This window comes from Butyricimonas sp. BSD2780061689_150309_C8, from assembly GCF_015560935.1.
Taxonomy (GTDB): Bacteria; Bacteroidota; Bacteroidia; order Bacteroidales; family Marinifilaceae; genus Butyricimonas; species Butyricimonas paravirosa.
This window is the reverse complement of the sequence record NZ_JADMSV010000015.1, coordinates 85958-107480: the sequence shown is the minus strand read 5'-3', so window position 1 is coordinate 107480 and position 21523 is coordinate 85958. Positions and strand designations below refer to the sequence as shown.

At 43.2% G+C, this 21523-nt stretch carries 19 protein-coding genes; 12 read left to right on the top strand and 7 right to left on the bottom strand.

Annotation, left to right across the window (positions count from 1 at the left end; all coding sequences use genetic code 11):
- Positions 1–3: 3 nt before the first annotated feature.
- The 12 genes from I2I33_RS12455 to I2I33_RS12400 all read left to right on the top strand — a co-directional run bounded on the left by I2I33_RS12455 (position 4) and on the right by I2I33_RS12400 (position 15884).
- Positions 4–1239 carry a thioredoxin domain-containing protein gene (locus I2I33_RS12455; RefSeq protein WP_087422159.1) on the top strand — a complete coding sequence of 412 codons (1236 nt, stop codon included), beginning with the start codon at positions 4–6 and terminating at the stop codon, positions 1237–1239.
- A gap of 40 nt (positions 1240–1279) precedes the next feature.
- Complete coding sequence (locus I2I33_RS12450) at positions 1280–2443, top strand: TlpA disulfide reductase family protein (RefSeq protein ID WP_087422158.1); 1164 nt, start codon at positions 1280–1282, stop codon at positions 2441–2443.
- A gap of 246 nt (positions 2444–2689) precedes the next feature.
- Entirely contained in the window at positions 2690–3277 is a 588-nt protein-coding gene (locus tag I2I33_RS12445) for an RNA polymerase sigma-70 factor (protein WP_087422157.1), read from the top strand.
- Between the two features lie 70 nt (positions 3278–3347).
- Positions 3348–4418, top strand: a complete 1071-nt coding sequence (locus I2I33_RS12440; RefSeq protein WP_087422156.1) for a FecR family protein — start codon at positions 3348–3350, stop codon at positions 4416–4418.
- Positions 4419–4514: 96 nt separating this feature from the next.
- The gene (locus I2I33_RS12435) at positions 4515–8195 is read left to right on the top strand and encodes a SusC/RagA family TonB-linked outer membrane protein (RefSeq protein WP_229128290.1); all 3681 of its coding nucleotides are present in this window, start codon (positions 4515–4517) and stop codon (positions 8193–8195) included.
- Between the two features lie 12 nt (positions 8196–8207).
- On the top strand, positions 8208–9824 hold the full coding sequence (locus I2I33_RS12430) for a RagB/SusD family nutrient uptake outer membrane protein (protein ID WP_087422155.1): 1617 nt from the start codon (positions 8208–8210) through the stop codon (positions 9822–9824).
- A 31-nt stretch (positions 9825–9855) separates the two neighbouring features.
- A complete protein-coding gene (locus I2I33_RS12425; protein ID WP_087422154.1) occupies positions 9856–10782 on the top strand; it encodes a hypothetical protein in 927 nt (308 codons plus the stop codon).
- A gap of 6 nt (positions 10783–10788) precedes the next feature.
- Positions 10789–11514: a fibrobacter succinogenes major paralogous domain-containing protein gene (locus I2I33_RS12420; protein ID WP_087422153.1), complete on the top strand. Its 726-nt coding sequence runs from the start codon at positions 10789–10791 to the stop codon at positions 11512–11514.
- Positions 11515–11594: 80 nt separating this feature from the next.
- Positions 11595–12767, top strand: coding sequence for a TlpA disulfide reductase family protein (locus I2I33_RS12415; protein WP_087422152.1), 1173 nt, complete (start codon positions 11595–11597; stop codon positions 12765–12767).
- Between the two features lie 13 nt (positions 12768–12780).
- Positions 12781–14028, top strand: coding sequence for a thioredoxin family protein (locus tag I2I33_RS12410; protein ID WP_087422151.1), 1248 nt, complete (start codon positions 12781–12783; stop codon positions 14026–14028).
- 235 nt (positions 14029–14263) lie between these two features.
- Positions 14264–15535 (top strand): sugar MFS transporter, encoded by a 1272-nt coding sequence (locus tag I2I33_RS12405; protein ID WP_229128289.1) that lies wholly within the window; start codon positions 14264–14266, stop codon positions 15533–15535.
- Positions 15536–15641: 106 nt separating this feature from the next.
- Complete coding sequence (locus I2I33_RS12400; RefSeq protein WP_087422150.1) at positions 15642–15884, top strand: hypothetical protein; 243 nt, start codon at positions 15642–15644, stop codon at positions 15882–15884.
- 34 nt (positions 15885–15918) lie between these two features.
- On the opposite strand, the gene I2I33_RS12395 is transcribed toward I2I33_RS12400, so the two are convergent.
- From I2I33_RS12395 to I2I33_RS12365, 7 genes are all read right to left on the bottom strand, one after another.
- Positions 15919–16137: a hypothetical protein gene (locus I2I33_RS12395; RefSeq protein ID WP_087422149.1), complete on the bottom strand. Its 219-nt coding sequence runs from the start codon at positions 16135–16137 to the stop codon at positions 15919–15921.
- Entirely contained in the window at positions 16134–16613 is a 480-nt protein-coding gene (locus I2I33_RS12390) for a DUF3990 domain-containing protein (protein WP_087422148.1), read from the bottom strand. The genes I2I33_RS12395 and I2I33_RS12390 overlap by 4 nt, the downstream gene beginning before the upstream one ends.
- The gene (locus I2I33_RS12385; protein WP_087422250.1) at positions 16610–16834 is read right to left on the bottom strand and encodes a DUF3791 domain-containing protein; all 225 of its coding nucleotides are present in this window, start codon (positions 16832–16834) and stop codon (positions 16610–16612) included. Before I2I33_RS12385 ends, I2I33_RS12390 begins: the two co-directional genes overlap by 4 nt.
- A gap of 139 nt (positions 16835–16973) precedes the next feature.
- Positions 16974–17552, bottom strand: a complete 579-nt coding sequence (locus tag I2I33_RS12380; RefSeq protein WP_087422147.1) for a lactate utilization protein C — start codon at positions 17550–17552, stop codon at positions 16974–16976.
- Positions 17553–17705: 153 nt separating this feature from the next.
- Entirely contained in the window at positions 17706–19073 is a 1368-nt protein-coding gene (locus tag I2I33_RS12375; RefSeq protein ID WP_087422146.1) for a lactate utilization protein B, read from the bottom strand.
- A gap of 42 nt (positions 19074–19115) precedes the next feature.
- On the bottom strand, positions 19116–19853 hold the full coding sequence (locus tag I2I33_RS12370) for a (Fe-S)-binding protein (protein ID WP_087422145.1): 738 nt from the start codon (positions 19851–19853) through the stop codon (positions 19116–19118).
- Between the two features lie 78 nt (positions 19854–19931).
- Entirely contained in the window at positions 19932–21431 is a 1500-nt protein-coding gene (locus tag I2I33_RS12365; protein ID WP_087422144.1) for an L-lactate permease, read from the bottom strand.
- Positions 21432–21523 lie beyond the last annotated feature (92 nt).

The window sequence follows — 21523 nt, the reverse complement described above, 5'->3', positions numbered from 1 at the left end:
CGTATGAAAAAAATAATATCTTTTGCCATTTGTATTTTATTCACGTTCCCGCTACTCGCACAGCATGGGGTAAATTTTAGGGATCTCTCCTACGAACAAGCACTTGAGCAAGCGAAGCTGGAAAATAAACTCTTGTTTATTGATTGCTACACGGAATGGTGCGGCCCATGCAAAAAAATGATGAATGAGGTTTTCCCTCAAAAAGCAGCCGGGGACTTTTTCAACCCCAGATTCGTAAGTGTCAAGTTTGACATGGAAAAAGGGGAAGGCAAAGAATTAAGTAAAAAATTTGATGTTCACGCTTATCCCACTTTTTTAATTGTTCGCACGGATGGCACGGTACAACATAAACTGACCGGAAGTAGCGATCTGGAAGGATTTATTGAAAGGGTACAAAAGGGGCTGGAAGAAGAAAATACTCTTCCCTACCAGCACCAGCTTTACGCGAAAGGAGAAATGAGTAAACAGCAGCTACTCGCCTATAAAGAATGTTTATCGGAAGCCAATGACAAAGAAAAAGCGGCTCAAATATATAACGAATTACTAGAACAACTATCTGACTCGGACAAGATGCAAAAGGAATTTTGGGGTATTTACGAAGACCGGAGCTGCCAGATCGGTACCCCTCTCTTCAATTACCTGTTGTCAAATCTAACTTCTATCCGGGAAAATGTTGGAGCGGAAAAAGTAGACAACTATTTATTCCCCAAATATCAAAAAGCTCTAAACGACTATATCTGCGGGTTCCAGCAAGAAAATTCCCTTCCTGTTTCCGAATTAAAAAGACAAGTCTCGACTTTAAATATAAATCAACAGGAGATATTGACAGAAATGGCCAATCTGGCAACACTAGTCGATCAACAAAAAATAGACAAGATCGCCAAAATAATCGAGGCAAATGTAACCAAAAACGATGTCAAAGAAATCATCCCGTATGTCATGGGCTACCGGGCGATCACGTGGCAAATGAAAGAACCAGACACAATGTATCTCGCCAAACTTGGTTCAAGATTGGTCAAAAAAATCATTCCCGTAATAGAAAATAAAGCGTCCTCCTTAACTGTTGAGGAACTGTACGATTACTCGTTTGTATTTCTGACTCTGGAAAAACACATTAGCAAATCCAACTACACCCGGCTTGCCGCAATCGGAGAAAAAGTGATTCCCCAATTACCGGAGAGTCAATACAAAATGTTCGTGGAGACTACATTCAAAACTTACAAAGAACGTTCCCGCTAACATACTTATTTATTTCTTAATCATTTAAATATAGATCATCATGAAATATCTATTATCACTTTTATTTCTCGGTTCGATGGCTGCCTGTATCGAAAAACCGACAGATCATTTCGTGTTACGCGGTACGGTTCCCGGAGCCATTGATAGTACCGAAGTGACCTTGGCATCTTACAAGGAATACCATAAAAAAATTGCCTCAGGATATGTCATCAATGGAAGATTTGAACTTCAAGGAAAAGTAAATGCCCCCGTATATTGCCGATTAAGCATGAACGATCAGCACGCAAATACAAACAAAGAATCAAAAGACAAAAGCCCCAACAAATATGTGGAGATCGGCTTTTTTGTTGAGAACGGCAACCTGACCTTTCAAACTCCCCATATCGATAGCCTGCCACAATCTTTTTGGCTGTATGATATTCGCAAAGAGAAGAATTACACGTTGAAAGGTTCTGTTGCACAGGATATATTCTATCAATACCAACAACAAACCATATCCCCGCGCCATGAAATCGAATCCCTCACCAAAGCCTACATGGAAAACGGGAATGTTGAAAACTTCAAAACCTCGTATGCCAAACAAATCAAGCTCGAAAACCAAACGAAAGAATTTATAAGGAGTCATCAAAACTTGGCTGTAAATCTCTATCTCGCGGAACAATTGAAAAAAAAGCCTTTCACTTATGATCAGGCGTACCTGGATGAACTAACCGAATTTTTCGCTCCCTATCAAGACACATGCCTCGCATTACAACAGTTTCGTCAATACCTGCAAACAGCCCGTACTTTCGTACAAGGTAAAGCGTTACGAGACGGAGATATGACTACTCCTGACGGGAAAAAAGCCACCCTACTCTCCCAGCTCAAAAAAGATCATCACACGGTGATTGATTTCTGGGCTTCATGGTGCGGACCTTGTCGGGCAAGTTTCCCTCACCTGCGGGAAATGCACAAGACATACGGAGAAAAAGTAACTTTTATCAGCTTGTCTGTGGATAAAAGTGAAAAAGATTGGCAGAAAGCGCTGGAAGAAGAAAAACTCCCTTGGAATCAGTATCTCGCCACCCCGGAATTGAGTAAAGACACCCGAACAAACTACAACCTAAATAGTATTCCGACATTTTTAGTCATCGATCCGAGAGGTAAAATCATCTATTCCGGGAGTAACAGTGGGGAATTAGAAATTATGCTGGAGAAAATTTAACGTTCATAAAACCAAAATATAAAAATCAATTCTGATCATAAGTTGATGATCATTCTAGTTTGGATGGCCGGAGTACAAGAACTATTTCTGTATTCCGGTTTCTTTTTTCTATACTTTCTAAACAAAATATTTAACCGGAATATATTTCAAATTACAAAATTTGTTTCATAAATTTACCCTCCAAGTCGATATAAATTTATGCCCGAAGAATGTAAAAAGACGTGAACTGAATGAGAACAAACTGATATGGAGGCAAAAAAAGACACGAGTACAATGGATTATGGTGAAATTTTTAAAGGAAACACAAGAGCTTTCGAGCAACTCTTTAAAAATTACTATGCCCCGTTACGTGGTTACTGCCAAGGAATCGTGATAGATAAACAAATCAGTGAAGATATTGTCCAAGATGCTTTCGTATATTTATGGAATAATCGTAAAACATTAGAAATCAAAACAACAATCCAGACTTACCTCTATTCTACCGTGCGACACGGAGCGCTACATTACCTGAAAAAACAATTGATGGAACGCACTCATTTTCCCCGTCTTGCCGAATTCATCACTTATCTACAAGAATCGGAATATTCAGAAGAAGAGGTCGTGAAATTAGAAAAAGCGAAAAAGATCCTGCAAGAACTTCCCGAACAATGTAGAATTGTTTTTATCATGAATTGCATTGATGGTAAAAAGTATAAAGACATCGCAGAGGAACTGAATATATCCGTTAACACGGTAAAAACTCATTTATCAAAAGCTTACCGTAAATTCAGAGAAAAATTAGACGACAGAGCTTACCTTTTATTATTGATTAATAGCTACTTGAAAAAAAGATGAAAAATATTTCATTTTAGGGTCACCCATTTTCCGGTTTCGATCCCCTTAAACGAAATGAAACTGGAAAAACATGAATAAACAAATATACTTTCTGATCAGAAGAGCTTTTTATTCCTTGCAGAATGAAAATGACGAGGTTAATTCCGCATGGAAAAACGTACAATCAAGATGTAAAGGGTATTCCAAGCCATCATTAAAACTTCGTATTTTTAAATACGCAGCTGTTTTCATGCTGGCATTATCCTTGGGTTCTTACTTATGGTATTTTCAACAATCCGATACATCTGATACCGATCACACAGACATTCGGTCCGTTCCACCTAAAGCAAAATTAATACTGGCAACGGGGGAACATTTCTACCTTGAAAATATGGAACAAAATATCTCTATAAAAGATCTAGGAGTAAAAATCTCGAAAGATTCTGTAAGTAATGCCCTATATTATAATATTGATTCTCTCGGGGAAGAAAACCTCCCCACCGAATACAATCAACTGATTATTCCGAAAGGTGGAGAATTCTCTTTAAAGCTGGCAGACGGATCAACCGTATGGCTAAACTCGGAATCCACGTTAAAATTCCCGGTTCAATTTACCTCCGCCTGTCGGGAAGTTTATCTTGAAGGGGAGGCATTTTTCGACATCAAAAAAAATGAACATTCACCTTTCATTGTTCACACGGGTGACAAGAAAGTTACCGTATTGGGTACCCGTTTCAATGTTTCAGCCTACCCGGAAGATCCAAGCTGGCAAGTAACCTTAGTACAGGGGAAAGTGGCCATACAAATAGCTGATCATGAAGAAAAAATATTACAACCATCCGAACAATATTCACGAAACAACAACACGGGAGAGATCGAGATAAAAACAGTTGAAACCGAACTCTACACCTCATGGCTTGACGGGAAATTCTACTTTAAAGGTTACCGTTTTGAAGACATCGTGAGAAAATTGGAACGATGGTACGATTTCCAAATGCATTACCAACAAGAAGAAATCAGGGATATGCATTTCCGGGGAGTTATTAATAAACATTACCCGTTGGAAAAAACATTAAAATATCTGGAAGAAACAACAAATATTACATTTGACATTGATGGCAGAACGATCACCGTAAAGAAAACAGAAAAACAAAAGGAATGAGTTCCGAAATAACCCATTCCCTTATCAATACCACCTTTTATTTTCCATTTTGCAGTCGGCAAAATAAAAGGCTAATATTAATTTAATTACAAAATTATGGAAAAAAAGAGTCAGATCACATTTTTTTATCTACAAGAAAAGTTAAAAAAAGGGGTCATGCTTGTCACATTCATTGCACTAAGTTTGTTTACAGGTTACCAGACCTGTAAAGCAGACCCATTGACCCAAGGAGACAGTGTTACATTTACAACACGACAAATGATGATGGAACAAGTATTTGACCTCATCACGCAACAACTGAAATATGATATTTTTTACAGTGAAAATGAACTGAACATCCGAAAAATGGTACAGATGCCTCAATTAAAAATGAAACTTACCGATGTTCTGAACCAGATGTTACAGAAAGAATTCACGTATCGATTTGACAATAACACGATCATCATCCGTCCGGCGAAACAAACCGACACGAGTAATCCTCTTCAAATCCGAGGCACTGTTACAGATAAAAATAAGATGCCACTCCCCGGGGTTACCGTTCTCATCAAAGGGACAACAATAGGAGTCGCCACGGATAAAGACGGACGTTTTATTATCGCTCCGTCTAAAGATGCCGACATTGAACTGATTGTCTCTTTCGTTGGAATGAAGACTCGAACCATTTCCTACAAAGGAGAAAAAGATTTAATTATCGTCATGGAAGAAGATTCCCAAGAAATGGACGAGGTGGTTGTCACCGGTTATCAAGTAGTTGACCGCCGGAAAAATACAAGCGCAGTCAACTCATTCAACATGGATGAACTAATGATCCCCGGAACTTCATCCATAGACCAGATGCTGCAAGGACGAGTACCAGACATGATGGTCATGAGTAATTCCGGTGAAGTCGGTGTCGTTCCAAAGCTACGTATTCGCGGTACATCCACCTTGATCGGAAACCGTGAACCGTTATGGGTGGTGGACGGAATTGTCGTACAAGATCCCGTTCCGATCTCCCCCGAAGAATTAAATGACCCGGACTACATCAACCGTATCGGGAATGCCATCGCGGGGATTAACCCACAAGATATTGAGCGTATAGACGTATTAAAAGACGCCGCGGCAACGGCTCTCTACGGGACGAAAGCGGCAAACGGGGTTATTGTAATCACGACTAAAAAAGGACGTATCGGTCGCCCGATTGTTACTTACGCCATGACCATGACCCTACGACAACGCCCAAGTTACTCCGATCGCCAGATCAATGTCATGAACTCAAAAGAACGCATCCAGTTCTCTAGAGAATTAGTTGCCAATCACTACCAATTTCCCAGTGATATGTCCATGGTGGGCTACGAGGGACTTATAAATAAATTATACAACCATGAACTGACGATACCGGAATTTGACAAGGAAGTGGCCCGTTTGGAAACCGTCAACACGGATTGGTTTGACTTGCTGATGCGCAACAGTTTATCCCACCAACACACAATCAGTATTTCCGGAGGTTCGGAAGAGGCCCGGTATTATGCCTCTATCGGCTACAACCGAGATAATGACGTAATCTGGAAAGACCACAACGAACGCTACACGGCAGCCTTAAACCTTGATGCAAATCTAACCCCGTGGTTAACAGCCTCGTTAAGCATGAATGGAAACGTATCCTCTCGTGATTATTATCAGGAAGAAATCGCCCCCATGCAATACGCCTACAAAACAAGTCGGGCAATCCCCGCTTTCGAGGATAACGGAGAATACGCCTATTACGAGAGAAAATATAGTAACTGGGAATATTTCAATTACAACATACTGAACGAACTGGATAACAGTTCTTACGGACAAGAAGGAGCCGGGCTGACGGTGAACGCGAATTTACAATTCAAATTCAACAGCTGGCTAAATGCCAATGCCATCGCCTCTTACTCAACCTCCCACACGACAATCGAGGGCTGGTGGGGAGAGAAAACCTTTCACGCAGCATTATTGAGAGGAACAGAATACGGGATTTTACCCAAGCCTTACACCGAAGTCTGGGATGATTATTACGAGGAATATGTTAGTGAAGGAGGTAGTAGCGAACTACCATACGGGGGCGAACTCAGCCGGAAAGAATCAAATAATAACTCTTACACGATCCGCCTGCAATTAAATGCCAACAAATATTTTGGTGCTAATGACAAACACAATATTAATGGCTCTGTCGGTTTCGAAATGAGTTCTTCACATTACAAAGGATATGGCAATGTCACCCGCGGGTATTTCAAAGACCGGGGAATGAGTTTCGTGGACAATATCAGTCTGAGCGACTACCCGGATTACGGAACTTGGTTAGCCGGTAATGTCCCGACAATCACAAACGAGATAAGTAACACGATTTCGTTCTATGCATCCGTATCTTATAGTTATTTCAACTTCTTCACGGTAAATGCAAATGCACGTGTTGACGGCTCTAACGGTTTCGGGGATCAAAGTAATGACAAATTATTACCCATCTGGTCTGCCTCTGCCATGTGGAATTTATCAGAACATGAATGGATTCAACAATTTTCATGGATCGACTTTCTACGGGTAAAAGCCTCTTTCGGGTATCAAGGAAATATGTTGAGTGACCAGACTCCGCTAATGATTATTTCCAAAAAACCGACAAACGCATATTATAACGAGAATGTTGCCACCGTGGAACGTTACCCGAACCCAGACTTAAAATGGGAAACCACCCGATCATATAACTTAGGATTGGAATTCTCTTTATTTAAAAATAAATTACAAATCGAGGGTTCCTATTACTGGAAACACACGGAAGATGCCTTCATGACCAAAAAGATTGCATCCATGAACGGGGTGGATGGAAACTCCTACGTCGTAAACGGGGGTGACGTGGACAACAGCGGTTATAGCGTGGCTTTAACCGTATCACCGATCAACACGAAGGATTTTCGCTGGACATTATCCACTTCATTCTCCAAGACGTTCAACAAAATGGAAAGTGATCCGGATGCCAACCAATACGAACTTAACAATTTCCTGGAAGGAACCGCACTGGTAAAGGGAAAAGCCATCGGAACATTCTACTCTTACAAATTCATGGGATTAAGCCCTGTTGACGGAGGCCCCATTTTCGATGACGGAGAAGACAACAAAGAAGAACTTCGCGGGTTAAGCAAATACGACACTTATACTCGTGTCTTGAAAGCATCCGGCAATCGAGAACCGACAATTTCCGGTAGTTTGAACACAAGTGTTCGCTGGAAAAATATTCGTCTGAGCGGTTCTTTTGCTTACAGCATGGGTAATAAAATCCGTTTATTCGCCATGTATTCCCCCAAGGCCGACGCGACAATGAGTGCCGACGAAATCCGGGCAGAAAATAACGTCAGCAAAGATTACCTAAAACGCTGGAAAAAGTCCGGGGATGAACTTCATACAGACATACCGGCAATTATTAGCCAAGGAAGTGATGCGTACTGGAAATACAATCGTCATTGGAGCGACAAATCTGATTATTCAGATATACAAACCATTGCCAATTCCGTGTGGAATATGTATGATTACGGGGATCACCGGGTTGTAAGCGGGAATTACTTGAAATGTTCCAATCTAAGCGTCACGTATGAATTTGCAGACCCTATCTTGAAGAAATTAAATCTATCTCGTCTTGCCTTAACTTTATCGGGAGCCAACCTATTCACGATTTGCTCTTCCAAGTTAAAAGGCCAAACACCAACCCAAAGCGGTTTTGCCACCATACAATTAAGTGACCGACCCAATTATTCATTTGGATTAACCGTTTCATTTTAAAGCTATTGAGATATGAAAAAGATATTAGGTATATTTTGTATAACTTTATTACTTGGCTCCTGTTCCAGTTTCTTGGAAGAATATTCTCAGGATCTTTCCAAGGTGGAAAGTTACACTGATTTGGATGAAGTCCTGTTAGGAGAGGCTTACCTGCCGGTGGGAAGAATCTGGAGTGCCAACAGTATGCTACAAGTTGAAAATAAATATTTCCAAACTGCTCATTATATGTCTGACGAGTTAACCGTATTCAGCTGGGATGACCGGGGAGATATTAACGGTGTTCAAGACGAAATGTTCGGCTGGCACACGTGGCAACAGGACGTCGGTTTAAATGCAGAAGGCAGTTCTCGTAACGCAGAAGATGAAGACTGGAACAAAGCTTATCACTGTATAAACATCTGTAACATGGTCATAGACGCCATTGACGAACAACACGCTGCAAACGAAGAACAGAAATTGGAAAAAAGCAGAATCAAGGGAGAGGCCCATTTTTTAAGAGCCTTATACTACTTCACGCTGGTAAATATGTACGGGAAACCTTATTCCCCGGAAAATCTATCAGCACCAAGTATTCCCATAAAACTAAGCCCCGTCGTGGAAGACAAAGAATACACGACAAACACCGTGGGCGAAACATACAATCAAATTTTAAAAGATCTGGATGAAGCCGACACGTGTTTGATCAATACTACAATTAAAAATCGTCCCTACCGAGCCGACATTACCGCCGTGTATTTGTTGAAAAGTCGGACATACCTGTACATGCAAAATTGGAAAAAAGCTTATGAATATGCTCAAAAAGCACTGGCAAAAAATGATAATCTACTAGATTTAAACACCTTATCTTCCGAGAGCGGAGACGTGTTAACCAAATCTTCCCCGGAAACCATATTTTCCATGGGTGGACACCTGTTAGCCTCTTCCATCTACCAACAACGCAGATTCAGTTACGGCAAATGGGTGGCTTGCCCGGTATACACGATCTCTGACGATCTTGTCTCCGCTTTCAGGGAAGGGGAAAATGATTTGAGGATGCAATACTATATCATGAAAGACATCATCGGTGGCGGATGGAATTTCACAGGTTACATGAACGCCTGGGTATTCAAAAAAGTTGCCGGATGGGAAAATTTAGGCTACAAAGAAGTTTCCGATCAGTTCTTGTTCAGAACTGCAGAAGCGTATTTAAATGCCGCCGAGGCCGCGGCCTACATGGGAGAAGAGGGAACAGCCAGAACCCTGTTGAAAGCATTACGGGATAAACGACTAATAAACAGCACAATGCCCACAGAAAGCGGGGAATCATTGGTAACCCTGATCCGGGAAGAGCGCCAATGTGAGCTTTGCCTGGAAGGACATCGCTGGTACGATCTGCGTCGCTATCTGGTATGTGAAAAATATCCTTACTCGAAAACGATTACCCACTATTACACGAGCTTTGATTACAACGGTCCGCTGTACACGAAACGTTACATGCTTGAAACCAATGATCCGGCTTACACGTTAGCCTTACCCAAAGAAGTTCTGGACTTCCAAAATAACTTGGGAACAAATCATCGTCCCACTCGAACAAGCACAGATTACACACCCGAAGAACCGGATGATGTAACTCCACCCGTTCAAGAATAGATATAAAAAAGTATGTATAAAACAGACGAATATGAAGAACAAAATATATTTATGGCTATTTGCCATCCTACTAAGCATAACAGCTTGTCAGAAAGAAGATAACTTAACACTTAGTGGAACCCGTGATCCTTTTGCCCCGGACCCCAAAGCCACGGACGAAGAATCTGTTTTGCGACGGAGTTTTTATGAAAACACCGGATGCTATCTCCTGTTCAACGATACACTAAGACATGAATACAAGGGACTGGACGCCTACGGTAACCCCTATTACGAAACAGAATTAATCGGTCTGGAATGGTCGATGACAAGCGTGCAGGGTTCACGATTTATTTTCGATTATTTAGAGACACAAAACCAAAAACAACAAACAGCGGACTTTTTACAAACTTATCTGATTCCTTACGTGCAAAATATTTTACCCTATTCTATTCTTGCCGTGAACAAAATTGATCAATATGACGAAAAATCAGGCGTCTATCAATATCAATCTTCCCCGTCAAGCTATTCGAACATGCGTTGTCTGGCCTTAAATGTCAGCTCTCTATGGAAAGAAGGTATTGATAAAACAACATACGCTCAATCCATCTGTTACAACATCATTCTTGCCAGTTGGGGAGGCGACCCGAGTTACTATTATTACGGTGGTCTAGCTGAAGAATTCTTCAATGTAACAAGAAAACGTCCCTACTGGGTATATTACAATGATGACAAAGCGTATTATGATTTCCCGTATGGTTTAGGGGATGAGGATATTGAATTATTCTACGAAGTCGGATTCTTGGAGAATACCAATGAAACCAAGACTCCGACAACAGAAGAAGACGCAATTTCCTACATCAAAGCCTGTTTGACCATAACAGATGAAGAATTCCGCAGTCGCTATGGCAGTTACGAGGCAGTGATGAAAAAGTATGAAATAATCAAACCATTGGTTGACGCAACCAACATTCAATTCTAAGATGTTATGAAAAAATACTTGATTTATATATGTATGCTGTGGGGTATAGTCATTTCTTGTAATGATGATGATAACTTACCCAAAATCTCGCCCAAAGATTCCGGTGAATGGACCGATAGTCGAGATAACACCACTTACGGATGGATTCGTCTGGGAAATTTAGATTGGATGACCTCAAATTTAAAATACGGTAGCCCGTATTATGAAAATGAATATGGAGGTCCCCTGATGGATAATTATGGAAATCCCCGGAGTGTTGTTTCATGGTATGCCGATTTTGATTTCGAATCCGATTATAAAAAATACGGTAACCTGTATACTTGGGAAGAAGCATTAGAAGTCTGTCCGGAAGGATGGCGACTGCCTACCGACGAAGATTGGCAGAATCTTGAAATCGCATTAGGTATGTCAACAAAAGAAGTCGGCGAGGAAGGATGGCGAGGAAATCACCAAGCAACCTTACTCCGTCAAGGAACAGAAGGTTTGGGTATGGCATTACAAATCTGCGGGTGTGCCTGCTTAACAGGTCCCTATTCCCCGTCTTTATATCTAAATAGCGTGGAAGAATCCGGATATTACTGGACGGCAACCGAAAAGAAAAACAACGGCCTGGAAGAAACAACCGTTTATTTCCGCAAATTATTTTATTCTTATTCTACCGTTTACCGGGGAACGACACCTTTGGATAAACTCATGCGAATTCGCTGCGTACGGGACGCACAAAATAATTGAAAATAGAAAATGGAGAATGACAAAAAAGGGATTTCTCCATTTTCAAAAAAAACGTCGTATTACAATTTAAATCACAAGTTATGAGATATTTATCACTATTTATATTACTCGCGACAATCGTAGCCTGTAACTATAAGCCGATGGATCATTTCGTGATTCGCGGAACGATTCCGGGAGCCATGGATAGCACGGAAATTATTTTAGCCCCTAACGGGAGATATAATAACAGAATTGCCACGGGATATGTTATTAACGGGAAATTTGAACTCCAAGGGAAGGCCCATGAACCCGTATATTGTCGTTTGAGCATGAACAATCAGGATATCATCGACCGGAAAGGGTTACGAAACGAGAATCTGACGAAATATGCGGAAATCGACTTTTTCGTGGAAAACGGGGAACTAACATTTCAAACTCCTCACATCGACAGCTTACCGGAATCTTTCTGGCGCTATGACATCCGTAAAGAAAAGAACTACATGCTGAAAGGTTCCACCACACAAGACATTTTTTCCCGGTATCAGCAACAAACCATTCCCCTGCGCCACAATATCCGGACACTTGACCGGGCTTACATGGAGAACTCACGTATAGAAGATTTTAAGACGTTACAGGAACAACAAATAAAATTGGAAAACTTAACCAAGGAATTCATTAAAAACAACCGGAATCTAGCCGTAAACCTTCACCTCGCGGAACAACTGAAAAAAGAGCCGTTTACTTACGACCAAACCTATTTGGATGAATTGGCAGAGCTATTCGTCTCTTATCAGGACACCTGTGCCGCGCTGAAACAATTCCGTCAAGACCTGCAAAAAGCCAAAGTATTCGTGCAAGGTAAAGCGTTACAAGAAGGAGAAATAATTACTCCGGACGGGAAAAAGGAATCGCTTCTTTCCCAACTGAAAAAAGACCGCTACACGGTAATCGATTTCTGGGCATCTTGGTGTGGGCCATGTCGTGCCAGCTTTCCCCACTTGCGGGAAATGTACAAAACATACGGGGAAAAAGTGACCTTTATCAGCCTGTCGGTAGATAAAAATGAAAAGGACTGGCAAAAGGCCCTTGGGGAAGAGAAATTACCCTGGAATCAATACCTCGCTACCCCGGAACTAAGTAAAAATACCCGTGATGCCTATAATTTAACAAGTATTCCTACTTTCTTGGTCATTGACCCGGAAGGCAAAATCATATTCTCAGGACACAACAGCGGGGAACTTGAAACAACACTGGAAACAAAATGTAACATCTAAAACAAGTATCAGAATGAAAACAATATACCTATTTATTACCTGCATTTTAGTGCAATATGTAGCGTTCGCACAAGATGGTGTCAATTTTCGGGACCTAACATTTAACGAGGCATTAGCACAAGCCAAAGCCGAGAAAAAGATGGTATTCATGGACTGCTACACCTCTTGGTGCGGGCCATGCAAAAACATGACCAACAACGTGTTCCCACAAAAAGCAGCCGGCGACTACTTCAATTCCCGTTTTGTCTGCGTGAAATATGACATGGAAAAAGGAGAAGGCAAAGAGTTGGCCAACAAATTCGAGGTACACGCTTACCCGACTTTCATCATCTTCCGACCTGACGGAACCATACAGCACAGAGTAGTTGGTGGTGATGAGCTGGAAACTTTCATTCAACGGGTAGAGAGAGGACTAAATGAAAAAACATCCCTCCCCTACCTGAGCGACCGGTATGAAAGAGGCAAAATGAACAAACAGGAATTAATGACCTACAAGGAAATCTTGTCCGAAGCCGGAGAGGATGAAAAAGCCGGAAAAGTATATAACAAACTACTCTCCCGCCTGACAGACAAAGACAAGGTAAAAAAAGAATTCTGGCCGATCTATGAAGATGAAAGTTGCCAAATCGGTTCCCCGGTATTCGACTTCCTGTTGGCAAATCTACCCTCCATCCGGGAAAACGTGGGAACGGAAAAAGTTGACAATTACCTATTCCGTAAATACTGCAAAATACTGGAGGATTATATCCTTGGTTATCAAAAAAAAGATGCTGTTCCGGTAAGCCTGTTAAAACAACAAATCCCGGGACTAAACATCAAACAACAGCAATCATTAAACACGATGTTACCTCTCGCCGAGATGGTATCGGACCGCAATGTTAAAACACTGGCCTCCGTTATCGAATCAAAGATACCAACAGCCGGCACACAAGAACTAAAAATGTACATTTTCGCTTACAGGGCAATACGCTGGCAAACAAAAGACGCTGATGCTCAACCCCAATTTCAGGAAACAGGCCGTAAATTAACAGACTTAGTTATCGCCTCCATGGAAAACAGGCAAGCCTCTCTCACAGCGAGTGATTTACAGGAATACCCGATTATCTTGATGTCCCTGCAAGACACCATGAGTAAGGACAACTATTCCCGTCTAGCCGCCATCGGGGAAAAAGTCATCCCGAATTTACCCGACAGTCAGGAAAAGAAGTACATCCAGAGTACATTCGACAAATACCGGAAACTCTCTCTCAAAAAACCTTAACACGAAACGTAAAGCCAGATAAAACATTTCTAATAATAAGTTGATTATTGATTACTATTTCTAGTTTGGATGACCGGGGTACAGGAACTTATCACTGTACTCCGGTCTCTATATACACCTTCCCTGCGGCCGCACGAATAATTTTTCCCAATTTCATTCATCATTATCAAAAATTAATAACTTTGTAGATTCTTGAAAGTGTTTACGTGTTTATGTATATTTTAACGAAAAGATGATGGAACAAAAGAAAAATTCTTACAGTATGGGGATTATCATTATCGGTATCCTCTTCTTTATCTTCGGGTTCGTCACGTGGTTGAACGCCACCTTGATCCCTTATCTTAAAATCGCCTGCGAGCTGCAACATGAATGGCAAGGGTACCTTGTGACCTTCGCGTTCTACATTGCCTACTTTGTCATGGCACTGCCCTCATCCTGGGTACTGCGGAAAACAGGATACAAGAACGGTATGATGCTTGGCCTTCTCGTAATGGCCGTCGGTGCATTACTGTTCATCCCGGCCGCCATGACTCGCACCTACGGGTTATTCCTGCTTGGGTTATTCATCATGGGTACGGGACTATCCGTACTTCAGACAGCTTCTAACCCTTACGTAATCGAGCTTGGCCCCGCCGAGAGTGCCGCCCAGCGCGTGAGCATCATGGGTATCTGTAACAAGGTGGCCGGAGCTATCAGCCCGCTGATCCTCGGATCAATCATGCTGAAAGACATCGACTTACTTGAGGCAAAATTACAAACAATGGATGCCATTCAAAAAGCTGCGGAACTCAACATCTTGGCCTCCAAATCCATCGTACCCTACGTCGTGATCATGGTATCGCTCGTTGTACTGGCACTATTCGTTCGTTTCTCCCCGCTTCCCCAAATCGAGGATCCGGAAGAAGAAGAAGGTAGCTTGCAACACAGCGGGAAATCAAGTATATTCAGTTTTCCCCACCTCTGGATCGGAATTGTGACCCTGTTCCTGTACGTGGGAGTTGAAGTGATTGCTATTGACACGATCATTGGTTATGCCCAATCCATGAAAATGGACATGGATACCGCCCGGATATTCCCGACTTACGGTATGATCGCCATGATTGTCGGTTACATCATCGGAATCATCGCCATTCCGAAATACATCAGTCAGGAAAAAGCCCTTGCTTGCTGTGCTGCCCTAGGAGTTATCCTCGGAATCTGTACCGTCATGTTGCCGGGAGAGATCTCCATCTGGTGCCTGACGCTGTTAAGTCTGGCAAACTCACTCATGTGGCCCGCCATCTTCCCGCTTGCCATCTTCGGGTTGGGACGTCACACGAAGACCGGATCGGCCCTGCTTATCATGGCTATCGCCGGAGGAGCCTTACTTCCAATGTTGTACGGTTCGCTAACCGCTTCTATGGGACACCAAGGAGCCTACTGGATGATGTTGCCTTGCTACCTATTCATTTTGTACTTTGCGGTAGCCGGACACCGGGTTGGAATCAAACACCTTTATAAAAAATAGTTACAAATTTCAGGTTTGCAGGTTACAAGTTTATCACTAACCTGCAAACTTGTATTTTGTAACTTGTAACTTATTAACCTGTAACTCGCCATAGGCGAATCAAGCTATGGACAAAACAAAAGCTGCCAAAAATCAAAAATTATTCGGGATTGCCGCCGTTGCATTCCTCTCGATCGGAATTGTACACGTGGGCTATAAAGCCTTAGAAATATCAGCCCATGAAGAATGGGGAATGCCGTGGTATTTCGCTATCTTTTCTCCGGGATTGGTTTACGTTTTCCCATTAATCGTGTGTATCGTTGCCTATTTCTTCTTCTCGAAAGAATTAAAGAAAAAAGACGAAGAATAAGCCACGTTCACGACCTTTACGATCCCGAGAGGGATCAGGAGAATACTCCCGTAAGTATTTCTTTCTCTAAAAAGTCATACACATATAGTGGACTTTGAAAATAGAGACCGGTACGTTTGTCCTTCAATTTAGCATACGTGTCGGAAGTATACAGTGTATGTAATGCTGTTTCAATATCCAGGTTACGACGTTCCATCAGCAAAAGGACTAAATCCTTAGCCATACATTCTATCATATACTCTTGCTCGTTCATAACTTTTTCAACAATTTTATGGCCCGTTCTGTACCAAAGAAATATTGAAAAGTAATACCTTTCATATACTTCAGACGTTCAAGAAACGTGGGAAAATCAATGTTATGTTCCACATAATTACGAATCTGTAACCCAACCCGGTCATTGGCTATAGGACCAATCACTATATCATAGCTATGAACCGGTGTTTCCCCATCCCCGCTATTACGGTTGGCAAATACAAATTCTGCCCATTCCTCGCAATAATTATCAAACCGTTTCACATGAAAAGAACAATCCATCAATGTCCGTTCGTCAAACTCGTAAACATTAACTATTGGATCCATATCCAACTGTGCTGCCTTATAAGAAGCCATTTCATAAGCTTGCTCTTTGTCAGCAGAAAGATAAAAGCCTTTACCAAAATCTTTATTCGGCTTGGACTTCAACAAGTCAATCTCCCGAATGTCAATGGTCGAACCATGATATAATTTCATACGATAGCCCCTCCTTGACGTCGACAATAAGCAGAAATATCTTCCAATACATCTTCCATGCGCAACGTGTGGGCTATGTTATAATGTGTATTAACAAAACTAATAGCCTTGAACCTTTGTAAATAACGATATGCCTGAATATCCGTCAAATGCTTGGCTTTAGCGAACTCATTCACTATGGCAATAATAAATTCCACTTTATTGCGAATTTCCATGTTCATACGCAGTCTATCCTCTCTTATAATTCTAAAAACAAAGATAAAGAAAAACTTCATAATCCCTTGCAAGATATAGGTTTAATTTATCGGCAGCTTGAACTGCCGATAAATACCGTCCGAAGAATACCCGTCACGTTATAAACTACTCCAATATCACCGTCACGGCTCTTGCCCCGTGCGCCCCGATGACTAGTGCCTGTTCAATATCGGCCGTCTTCGAGGGACCGGAAATGAAACAACCGTACCCAAAATCATCAAAAGCGGGTTGCTTGTATGCCTCATGCATATTATTCACCAGACGATTCCGGTCAAGTAGGATCACCAAGGCCTCGGAAATAAAAAAGAGAGCCTTGTAACGGGTACGCTGGTTAATCCATACCATCCCATTTTCCAGAATCCCGAAATCACCCCGGATCACCCCGACATCCGTACCGTTCAATTCCCGCGGATCATCCAACATATCGGGATTCACCGTAGCACATGTAACTTCTGGTAAATTCGACGCGATCGACCTGGCATCGGGGAACACGTTCCGGATTACCTCGTTCACGTCCTGCCCTTTCTCCAACACCACGCAATTTCCTCCCACAGCCTTCATGATCTTCTCGAACTGTACCAGCGGATCAGAAAACGTCAACGGCTCGAACGTCATCTCCGGTCGTTCCACTTGATCCACCGCATGCTTTTTCAGCCTTGCTAAAATATCTTCTTTACTACCCATGTTCTAATTTTTAATTTTAAATTCCAGCCGCACAAGGCCGACACTTTTTGACTTTCAACTTTTAGTTTTTATCTTTTAACTTTTAACTTTCTAGTTCCAGCCGCACAAAGCCGACGCCTTTTCAATCGTAAATCGTCATTCATAAATCGTAAATTAATCGGCTTTCAATCCCTTTTTCCACATCTCGTTAAACGTCTCCTTCGCAAACTCCGGAAGTTCCCGTCCGACACCCCACGCGTCGAGAGAATTATACAACACGAATCGAGGCATACGCTCGGCAACACGTCCGGCAGCAATAGCATTATAGAACAAACCGGGATGATTCATGATAAACTTCATTCCCTTCACCATCAACTTCTTCGACGGGTCAGCTAAATGCAATGGCGCCAGATTCTGCCGCCATTTGTAAATCTGCTCTGCCAGATCGATCTTCACCGGACAAACATTCGAACAGGAATAACAAAGCGAACAAGCTGACACGTTCCCCGAATACTTCTCCGGCGACTTCAACATACCCAAGTTAATCCCCACGGGACCCGGTATAAAATACGAGTAAGAATACCCCCCCGTCCGACGATACACGGGACAAGTGTTAATACATGACCCGCAACGAATACACTTCAACATATTCACGTGTTCCGTACAAGCCAGAATATCACTTCGCCCGTTATCCACGATCACGATATGCATCTCCTGCCCTTCCACCGGTTTCTTGTAATGGGACGTATACGTCGTTGAAGGCTGTCCCGTGGCAGAGCGGGCCAACAAGCGCACGTACAGGGCCAGCGCGTCATAATCCGGCACCACTTTCTCAAGCCCCATGATCGCGATATGTACTTTTGGAAAAGAAGTTCCCATATCAGCATTCCCCTCGTTCGTACAGACCACAAAAGCCCCTGACGAGGCCACGGCAAAATTAACACCCGTCATGGCAATATCCGCGTGCAGGAACTTCTCCCGCAAGGCAGCCCGAGCCGCGTGAGTCAGGTAAGTCGGATCGCTATTCCCCGGTTCCGTGTGCAACTCTTTCTCAAACACCTTCCCTACCTCTTCCCGTTTCACGTGAATGGCAGGTAACACAATATGACTTGGCGGTGTACCCATGAACTGCATAATCCGTTCACCCAAATCCGACTCCACGGCATCAATTCCCCTAGCCTCCAGATAAGGACTCAACCCGCACTCTTCCGACAGCATCGACTTACTCTTCACGAGATTCTTTCCCCCATGTTTCTGGATAATCTCGTAAACAATCCGGTTATGTTCCTCGGCATTTTTCGCCCAGTGAACATGAATCCCGTTTGCCGTGGCGTTCTTCTCGAACATTTCAAGATAATAGGGCAAATTGGCAATCGTGTGTCGTTTCATATTACTTGCCATCTCCCGCAACGCCTCCCATTCGGGAACATCATGGGCCATCCGGTCTCGTTTCTCCCGCACGAAAAACAGCGCTTGATCATGCCATGCTGTTCTCTCCCGGTCAGCTATAAATTTCTTGGCAGCTTTAGCGTGTGAACTCATATTTATTTGATTTACGTTATTTTCAAAATTAGTTCATAAAGTTTATAACCCTTGACTTAATATCTCCACCACGTGTATTGTCTTTATCGGCAATTTCTCCCGGCGAATAATCCCTTCCATGTGCATCAGGCAAGAACTATCCGCTCCCGTGATGTATTCCGCCCCGGTTGACATATGATCATGCACCTTATTCTGTCCCATGCACACGGACGTCGCCGGTTCCTCCACCGAGAACATTCCCCCGAAACCGCAACACTCGTCCACCCGCTTAGGCTCGAACACTTCCACGTCCTTCACCAGCGACAACAAATCCCGCAACTTGGAATAACGGGGAATCATCAACTCGCTCGGGGAAGAAAGATGCAATAACCTCTCCCCGTGGCAACTATTATGAATACTTACCTTGTGTGGGAAAGAGGCATTCAGCTTATCTACCTTCACCACATCATGCAGGAATTCGCAAATCTCGTAAATACGACTACTGATACAAGCATGTTCCTCCCGGTTCAACAACCGCGGGTAATGCTCCTTCACGAAAACCACGCAACTGGCCGATGGCCCCACCACGTAATCATACTTCTCGAACAATCCCTCCATCCGCTTGGCCAGCTCGGTCGAATCCTTCTCGAATCCACCATTCGCCATTGGTTGCCCGCAGCAAGTCTGATCCAGCGGGTAATCGACATCCAATCCCAGCGAGGTCAGCAACTTGTATGAGGCCACCCCCACACTCGGGTAAATTGCGTTAATATAACAGGGAATAAATAATCCTATTTTCATACTATATTAATTAGTTACAAGTTACAGCTTATAAAATTACAAGTTTCTATCCAAAAAATCAATCAGAAATACATCTCATCAGGCAAAAATATAAACCACCACCCCGGTAATCACCACGTAAACCAGAGCGTATGGCAAGGCAGCTTTTAGAATACTCCCCTCTTTTCCCTGCTCGTCACAAGCGGACGTGGCTATCGCTATACTTTGCGGTGAGATAATCTTACCTCCTGTCGCTCCCGCCGTGTTTGCTGCCGACAGCCAGTTCGGGTCCACCCCGATATGTCCGGCCACCCCTGCCTGCAACTTACCGAACAAGATGTTCGCCGAAGTGTCGCTTCCCGTCAGGAATGTACCCAAGGCCCCGATCGTGGGTGCGAACAGCGGGTACAAGGCACCCGTGGCTGCCGATAAGGCCACCGCCAACTGGTTGATCATCCCCGAAGTCTCCATGATCGACGAAAAACCGACCAGGCAAATTACCGTCACTATCGTCTTCCGCAACTGCACCACAGACCTCCACAACAACACCAGCAAATCCTTTACCCGGCCTCCTTGTATCAATCCACCCGCAAACGAACCGATAAACAACAACACCCCGCCCTGCGTGAGCCACTGAATCGTGTACTTCCGTTCCTCCCCGCCAATCATGAAACTCATCGTGGAACTACAAACCCCCGACAGCATTTCCCGCACCGCCGGAAACAAGGGACTCGTGAACAGGATCAATACCATGATCAACACGTACACCGCCCAGGCCCGGAACACTTCCCCTCCCGAATACGTCATCGGTATCGGTTTCTCCCCGCCTTTTCCCGTCAACTTACCAATAACAACAATCACGATAATAGAAGCAATCGCCCCCACGATTGCGGGAGTCTCCGCCCCGATATAACGTGCTGCAAGATATTGTGTCGCAAGCGACACCCCACCCACCAGCAAACTCAACAACAGGTTTTTCGGCAATGCTTTCATTCTTGGGTCAGCCAGAAAAGTGATCACCAGAGGTACGAGCAACATCAACACCGACAACTGTAACACCACCGCCGTACTTAACGGGATCACGGGTAACCCCGTTTCCTGTGCCAGCACGATCACCGGAACTCCCACCGCCCCGAAAGCCGTCGGTACACTATTGGCAATCAAACTCACCAACGCTGAAAACACGGGCCGGAACCCGAGACTGATCAAAATTGCCGCCGGGATAGCTACCGCCGTCCCAAATCCCGCCATACCTTCCAACAATCCACCGAATCCCCACGTGATCAACAACACTTGTACACTCTTGTCCGTCGAAATTGAAGAAAACTGTTGTTTCAACACCTCGATCTTCTTCGTCTGTAACAGAACGTTATAACTGTATATCGCCATCAGAATAATAAACAGAATAGGCACCAACGCCTTCAACATCCCGTAAAGAAAAGAATTCACCGTGTCCGGAACCGGACTATGAAACGCTAAAATGGCCAAAAAAGCCGTGATCAACAAAGTAATAATACTACTCTTATCCCCCGCCACCTTGAATACCCCCATCAAAACGATTAACACCAGAATGGGAATTGAAGCAAAAAAAGTTTCCATACACCTTTCGTTTTAAACATTAAACTTCTTTTCATTCACCTCACCAGCCAAATACTCGACTCTCTGTTCCACGTAATTTTAACGAAAATATG